Source organism: Coleofasciculus sp. FACHB-712 (assembly GCF_014695635.1).
In the GTDB taxonomy this organism is placed as follows: Bacteria; Cyanobacteriota; Cyanobacteriia; order Cyanobacteriales; family FACHB-T130; genus FACHB-T130.
Genome location: NZ_JACJOQ010000606.1, coordinates 1 through 6,448, shown reverse-complemented (window position 1 = coordinate 6,448; position 6,448 = coordinate 1). Strand labels below are relative to the sequence as shown.

7 protein-coding genes and 1 pseudogene are annotated in these 6,448 nt (G+C 47.4%); 3 read left to right on the top strand and 5 right to left on the bottom strand.

The annotated features are described in order from the left end of the window. Positions 1-455, bottom strand: a 455-nt coding sequence (locus H6F50_RS22240; RefSeq protein WP_190430380.1) for a carotenoid oxygenase family protein, incomplete at its 3' end; no start/stop codon positions are given. Between H6F50_RS22240 and H6F50_RS22235 the strand changes: the two genes are divergently transcribed. Together H6F50_RS22235 and H6F50_RS22230 are read left to right on the top strand one after the other, a co-directional pair. Continuing rightward, entirely contained in the window at positions 454-651 is a 198-nt protein-coding gene (locus tag H6F50_RS22235; protein ID WP_190430379.1) for a hypothetical protein, read from the top strand. The genes H6F50_RS22240 and H6F50_RS22235 overlap by 2 nt on opposite strands. 200 nt (positions 652-851) lie before the next feature. Further along, the gene (locus H6F50_RS22230) at positions 852-1,310 is read left to right on the top strand and encodes a YbhB/YbcL family Raf kinase inhibitor-like protein (RefSeq protein ID WP_190415089.1); all 459 of its coding nucleotides are present in this window, start codon (positions 852-854) and stop codon (positions 1,308-1,310) included. Positions 1,311-1,414: 104 nt separating this feature from the next. Here the strand turns inward: H6F50_RS22230 and H6F50_RS22225 are convergent, their stop codons facing one another. Then, the gene (locus tag H6F50_RS22225) at positions 1,415-2,035 is read right to left on the bottom strand and encodes a hypothetical protein (protein ID WP_190415090.1); all 621 of its coding nucleotides are present in this window, start codon (positions 2,033-2,035) and stop codon (positions 1,415-1,417) included. 181 nt (positions 2,036-2,216) lie between these two features. After that, a pseudogene (locus H6F50_RS28065) lies at positions 2,217-2,467 on the bottom strand (hypothetical protein). Between the two features lie 146 nt (positions 2,468-2,613). Between H6F50_RS28065 and H6F50_RS22215 the strand changes: the two are divergent. Beyond that, the gene (locus H6F50_RS22215; protein ID WP_339380797.1) at positions 2,614-3,711 is read left to right on the top strand and encodes a tetratricopeptide repeat protein; all 1,098 of its coding nucleotides are present in this window, start codon (positions 2,614-2,616) and stop codon (positions 3,709-3,711) included. 199 nt (positions 3,712-3,910) lie between these two features. On the opposite strand, the gene mnmH is transcribed toward H6F50_RS22215, so the two are convergent. Both mnmH and H6F50_RS22205 read right to left on the bottom strand, forming a co-directional pair. After that, the gene (mnmH, locus tag H6F50_RS22210) at positions 3,911-5,089 is read right to left on the bottom strand and encodes a tRNA 2-selenouridine(34) synthase MnmH (RefSeq protein WP_190430378.1); all 1,179 of its coding nucleotides are present in this window, start codon (positions 5,087-5,089) and stop codon (positions 3,911-3,913) included. A 106-nt stretch (positions 5,090-5,195) separates the two neighbouring features. Next, positions 5,196-6,377: an aldo/keto reductase gene (locus H6F50_RS22205; protein WP_190430381.1), complete on the bottom strand. Its 1,182-nt coding sequence runs from the start codon at positions 6,375-6,377 to the stop codon at positions 5,196-5,198. Positions 6,378-6,448 lie beyond the last annotated feature (71 nt).

Here is a 6,448-nt window from a genome sequence, read left to right as displayed (position 1 = left end):
GTGTAAGCACCTGATGTCTCTAAACTGGGAACTTCGATCGCGTGAGGTTCGCCTCCTTCCCAAAGCGCTAGCAGCCGCCCATCGTGCCACACTAGAGCCGTGTTAGCGGTATTTTTAGGGAAATTGTAGGGATTGTTACCTCGTGACGGTTCCATCAAACCCGTCCAAATTGCCTTACCCGCTTCGCGTTCAATATTAAATCCCCGTGTCCGGATATAACGGTTGCGATATTGAGCTTTGCCGTTATTTATTCGTACTCCGTGCAACATTCCATCCCCATCAAACCAGTGATAGTTGCCGATAGGTGGAAATTGAGGATTGGGGCCATTCCGCACAAACATCCCGGATAAATCGGGGGGTAGTTCGCCGATTACTTTCAAGTTGGTGGGTGCGATTTCTTCCCGTACTGGCGCAAAGTTGCCATCTAGATAGGGATTGACTGCGGTTGTGGTCATGCGTTGTGCTGAATCGATTGTCTTATCTATATTTATTTTGATTGAGCTAACGCGATCGCGTCTCGCACTATGGTTGTGGAACAAGCCAGATGAAGTGGTTGGGGTGGAGCGAGCAAAGTTTAGAGGAGGATGCGATCGCATCTTTCTCTCGTTCTCTCTATATGGAATGGATGAATACGAACAACTTTTACCCTAAACCATCTAAAGCCATCGTGATTGACTACCAGTAAATCGCAAAATATTTCTGTGGCTAAGCCTATTGGTTGAAGAATTACCCTGTGCCAAAACGCTAATCTACTGGCATTAGCAGGACTACCGCCAAGCGCTTAGAGTTCTGCAAGTAAGAACGATTCGCCAATCACCCCTATCAATCGTCAATCTCTGACACTAAAGACGATGAAACTTGAGAGTACGGCTTTTACTGAAAACAGTGTAATTCCGTCTAAATACACCTGCGACGGCGCAAATATTTCTCCCTCTCTTAGCTGGAATTCCCCGCCAGAAGGTACTCAGAGCCTTGCTTTAATCGTTGACGATCCGGATGCGCCTGGAGACATTTTTGTCCATTGGGTTCTCTACGATCTCCCACCTGAAATTCGCCATCTACCTGGCGGCATTCCCAGCGAAGCAAACCTCGCTGAGGGGGGCGTCCAAGGTAAAAATGATTTTGGCAATTTAGGTTATGGTGGCCCTTGCCCGCCTAGTGGTACGCATCGGTACTTTTTCAAACTCTACGCACTCGATCGACTGTTAGATTTAGCAGCGGGTGCCACTAAAAACAAGGTAGAAGCGGCAATGAATGGTCATATTCTGGCAGCAGCAGAACTCATTGGACGCTACAGTCGCCAGAGATAATCTTGCGGCAGTTCACAATTAATCTACAAAAAAAACACCTTTTCAAAGGTGTTTTTACTGGTGGCTAAAATAAGCCTGCAAATTTGATTTTGAGTCATCAATTCTTATGTGTGATGCCGAGGAGTCCGGGCACCCATAGATGAGCCAATCAGCGATGCTGCTAAACCTAGCAGAGAACCAATTGTAAACGACCAACCTGCCTTCGCTGTTGCACCCGCAATATCACGAGTTTGCTGAGCCGTTACATTCGGCGCGTCGTTGGGTACGTTCACTGCACCTTGTTGCGCTTGATTGACGATTTCCCCAGCATTCGCACCTACAATACCGAATGCGCCTGAGATTCCACTTGCTAACAACCAGGAACTCAATGCCAAAGTTGTAGCCCAAAGAATGGCTCCATTTAACATTGCTGTATTCCGGTTCATCGGACCACTGGCACGGGCTGCTACCCAACTACCCACCAAAAGGGAAATAAACAAAGAGATAATAGACCAAATTCCGACCGCTCTGCCAACATCATCGGCATAGGTTCTAGGTGCGCCGGAACCGGAAATATTAGTAGCACCAATTGCGGCTCCTAAAGCACTCAGAATTAACTGAGTAGCTAAAGCAGTAACAATACCGGCAAAAATGGGACCCCACCTTACACGATCGTGGTACTCAACAATTTGATTGCCAGCAGTTGGCTCAATAACAACCCTGTCTTCTCGATTTGTGTATGACATTGCTCACCGCTCTTCCTGTTTCTATTTTTTATAGAGCTACTTTCTTCTAACTTTCACCCTTGAGTTATACTTTATACTGGTATTTTTCTGGGTATATCTATCAGTAGGAATAATCAGGATATCTATCGATAGAAATATGTGTTCTATTTAAGTGAAAAGCGCGATCGCAATTATTAATAAATTAGTAGAGCTTTACGGCTGTTTCCGTGACAGTAATGAGCAATAAAAAGCCAGGCTGGTCACTCTGCTATCACACCCCGTTCTGCTCAAAAACTACAGATATATAACTGCCATTCCGTCAGCCGATAATCTCCCCAACTCCATCAAAAAAAACCACAGGGCACGACTAGACAAAACGACTTCAGCGGTGATAATTGCTAAATACGCTCTTAACACAGCTTTGTGAACGACATCAGTTGTTGTTACAATCATTAACTGTCCTCGTCAAAATTTCTTTTTAGGCAAATTAGGGGTGTAGACGAGGTAAAGCTCATCCCTCTGCTGTGTTTAGCCATTCTGGATTCATGCTTCCGGAATAGAAACACTGAGCCATTGTAGAAACTCAAGATAAATCGACCGTGCAAAAACAGACTTTATTAGTAGCTAGTCTCTTGTTGGTGCCAGCGATCGCTACCATCAAAATGCCAGTTGTCCAAGCGGCTCCACTGGTAGCTCAAGGCAACCAACAGCAGGTGAGCGAACTGCTGCGGCAGGGGCGTAAGTTGGTGGATACGGGAGATATTGCCAGAGCCTTGACAATTTATCAACAAGCTGCGGCTCTCGATCGCGAAAATGCCCGTATCTTCTCCGCCATCGGCTATTTACAAGCAGTTCAGGGCAACTACCGAGAAGCCACTAAAGCTTATCAACAGGCTGTCACCCTCGAACCGAAGAATGCTGATTTTCAGTATGCATTGGGGTACGCTCTCGCGAATCTTGGAGACAATGCCAGTGCCGCAGCCGCCTACCAGCGTGCTGCCCAGATCGACAACAAGAACCTGAATGCCTATCTAGGATTAGGGGTGGTATTACAGCGTCTAAAAGATTATCAAGGCGCAATGCAAGCCTATGAAACTGCCCTCCAGCTCGATCCGAAAAATCTACAAGCTTATGAATTTATCGGCTCCGCCTTCCTGAAGCAGGGGCGTCCCGCAGAAGCGATTCAAGCGCTCCAACAGGCTGTTGCTCTCGCCCCAAATGACAGCGGCGTGCAGTTGAACTTGGGAGACGCCTACATGAAGCAAGGCAACGTCACGGCTGGGATGGCGGCTTTAGAACGGGCAGCCAAGATTGAACCTCGCAATGCTCAGATTAGCCTCCAAATTGGCAAAATTTTGCAAACCGGGAATAATCTGGATGATGCCTTAAAGGCTTATCAACAGGCAGTGAAGATCAAACCCGATCTCGTGGAAGCTCAGACAGCGATCGCTGATATTTTGCTGAAGCAGCAGGACTACCTAATGGCAATTGTTGCGTATCGGCGGCTGGTAGAAATGTCGCCGGAAAATGCCCAAGCTTACTACAATCTGGGAGTGGCGTTGAGAAAGCGAGAAAGGGTACCGGAAGCGATCGCAGCTTTTGAGCAAGCCCGCGACCTTTACCAGCGTCAAGGTCAGAAGGAAGGCTCTCAGAGAGCGACTTCCGCCCTTAGAGAGCTTCAAAAAGACAAAGGCTAAGGGCAAATGGCGAATAACTGATGGATAGTTTCTTAAAAACTTATTAAGAGTCTCGGCTTGTGGAAATTTCTGCGGATAAGTTGGACTGCAAGATACCTCCTAACTGCGTCCTCAGCCCCATTGATGTTAGAACAATTTAGAACATCTAATGGGGCTTCCGTATTTTCAATTTTGATTTTCGACTTTAGATTTTGGATGATTAGGCTGGGGTTGAGCAACGGATAGATTTTGGTTGTTCGCTCGTAGAACTTGCGCTTAAATCTAAAATTTTGACCAAAGCATCAACACTCGCATCCGATAAATCCGCCAGGGAAACCACCCGCTCTAAATTGGGAAAGCAGCGGCGGATAGCGTGGTTGTAGCTCGGATCGTAGTGGCACTCAAGCAAGTCTCTCACCAATCTTTCCCACTGTTGGGTATCAATGAGCTGGTACCATTCTTGGAGTTTTTCCCAGCCATAGCGGGATTTTAGTCTGTGCAACTTCGCTTTCAAAACCTCCGGGTGGGCCATTAAGTGAGGATATTCCTGCAAAAGCCACTGAATTCTAGCTTCTACAGGCATCTCAATTTCCACACAGCTCGCTTGTTTCATCTGTTGCCAGAGAGATGGGGGCACATAAATCCGCCCAATTTTATTACTCTCCGCTTCCACCCATACGGGAAAGCTAGGATCGAGGCTTTGCAACTGTTGCAGTAGCAGGGATTCAAAGTGTTTTTGGGATGGCTGAGGTTGGGGATGGGTTTTTGGTAATTGTCCCTCAGCTCCAGATGCGATCGCCCTTGTTTCTACAAGCTGCTCCTCAGCGCCACTCCCACTCTCCCACTCTTCACCCAGGAGAGAACCGCGATGGTTTGCTAAACCTTCCAGATCCAGCACCTGAATGCCAAACTCAGCCAGACGGCGCAAAATGTGGGTTTTACCACTGCCAGTCATTCCAGATAATATCCGGAAGTTAAAGCGTTCTGGGAGGGCTTGCAGTTGCTCGCGTACCAAGGAACGATAGGTTTTGTAGCCCCCTTCGAGGACAGTGACTTGCCAACCAATTTGACTCAAGACGGTTGCCAAACTGTTAGAACGCTGTCCTCCCCGCCAGCAGTACACGAGGGGATGATAGTCTTTGTCTTTTTCGGCAAAGTGATGGGTGAGGTGACGGGAAATATTTTGAGCAACTAAGGTCGCTCCTAGTTTACGGGCAGTGAAAGGACAAACTTGTTTATAGAGCGTTCCGACTTTAGCGCGTTCCTCGTCATCCAGAACGGGTAGGTTAATGGCACCGGGTATCCGATCTTCAGCAAATTCGCTGGGTGAGCGGACATCAATAATTTCGCTGTAAGTTTCTGTCTCAGATAGCTGAGTATAATTGGGCGATCGCGGCATTGTTAAATATGAATGGCTAATTGCTGATGGCTAATTGAAGGATTGTTCAAGAGCCACTTTTCGATTAGCCACTCTTTGATTAGCCATTACCCCAACTCATACCATTTTAGGTTTGGGATAAGCGTTTGAGGGTTTGACCGCCTAGCAGTCGGTCAGTTTCTTCCAGCAATGCTGGAATTTTGTCGGCGTGGGGACTATGGGTAAGACATTGGCGGAGGTCTAGTTCTCGAACCCGATCCGCTTTGGCTCCAGGAAACCAGTGGCTGGCGTTGCCCAGCAGGTTGTAGCGCATTTTAGCGTACTCGATCATATCGTAGGCGATCGCTAAATTTCTTAGCCACAAAATCACTTGGATATTTAGTCCCCCCGGCGTTGCTTCTGGCTTTGGTAAGCCAACGTGCCAGGTTTTTACCCAGTCTTCTCCTAAGGTAGCGATCGCTTCTTGCTCCAAGCGATCAAGAATTGGCAACAAAATCGACTCTGCCTTCTCTAACAGCGGCAGGGTTTTCAGGTGTTCGTCAAAATCCTCTGGTCGTGACGCCCCCACACTCAGAGTATGCACCTGCGGATGACTCAGGCAGAATAAATCGTTAAACACGATTGGGCTGAGGGGATGGCACAAATCCACCAGTTTTTGCGGCGGTTTAAACAGCATTCCTCCTTTCTCGGAAGGGCTGATAATAAAAACGCCCATATCGTGCCGAGAAGCTGCCTCAATTGCAGGCCAGTTGAACTGATTGATGTAGTACCAGTGCAGGTTAACGTAATCGAACTGGTTCGTCTCAATCGCCTTCACAATTACATCACTTGGCCCGTGCGTCGAGAAGCCAATAAACCGAACTTTGCCTCGATCTTGTAGCTGTCGTGCTACCTCCAGACAGCCGCCCTGTTTAATGCTGTCGTGCAGCAACTCATCGGTATTGACACCGTGTAGCGACAGCAAATCAACGTAATCTAGCTTTAAGTAAGCTAGGGACTTCTCAAATTCTTGGCGAAATTCTTTAGCGTCCGCTTTAGGGCCGATTTTCGTCTGGACAATCAGTTTTTCGCGGGGAAAAGTCGGCAAAATTCGCCCTAACTGCATCTCAGAGGTGCCGTAGCCACGAGCAGTTTCAATATGATTGATTCCGACTTCAAAAGCTCGGCGAATCGTTGCTTCTACATTCCGTTGATTATCGCGGGGAACTCGCCATCCAGGGACATCCTGCCACTTAAACTGATAGCGCATCCCCCCACAAGAAAACACGGGCATTTGTAATTCCGTACGCCCAAATCGCCGATACTGCATCTTTCTAAATACATAAGAAAATTGCTGAATTGTGCTTGTAGTTAAGCACAACTATTTTTAGGGTAATTGAC

Coding starts and splice junctions, on each gene's coding strand:
- H6F50_RS22235 (WP_190430379.1), top strand. CDS start 454: ATGCGTTGTGCTGAATCGATTGTCTTATCTATATTTATTTTGATTGAG.
- H6F50_RS22230 (WP_190415089.1), top strand. CDS start 852: ATGAAACTTGAGAGTACGGCTTTTACTGAAAACAGTGTAATTCCGTCT.
- H6F50_RS22225 (WP_190415090.1), bottom strand. CDS start 2,035: ATGTCATACACAAATCGAGAAGACAGGGTTGTTATTGAGCCAACTGCT.
- mnmH (WP_190430378.1), bottom strand. CDS start 5,089: ATGCCGCGATCGCCCAATTATACTCAGCTATCTGAGACAGAAACTTAC.
- H6F50_RS22205 (WP_190430381.1), bottom strand. CDS start 6,377: ATGCAGTATCGGCGATTTGGGCGTACGGAATTACAAATGCCCGTGTTT.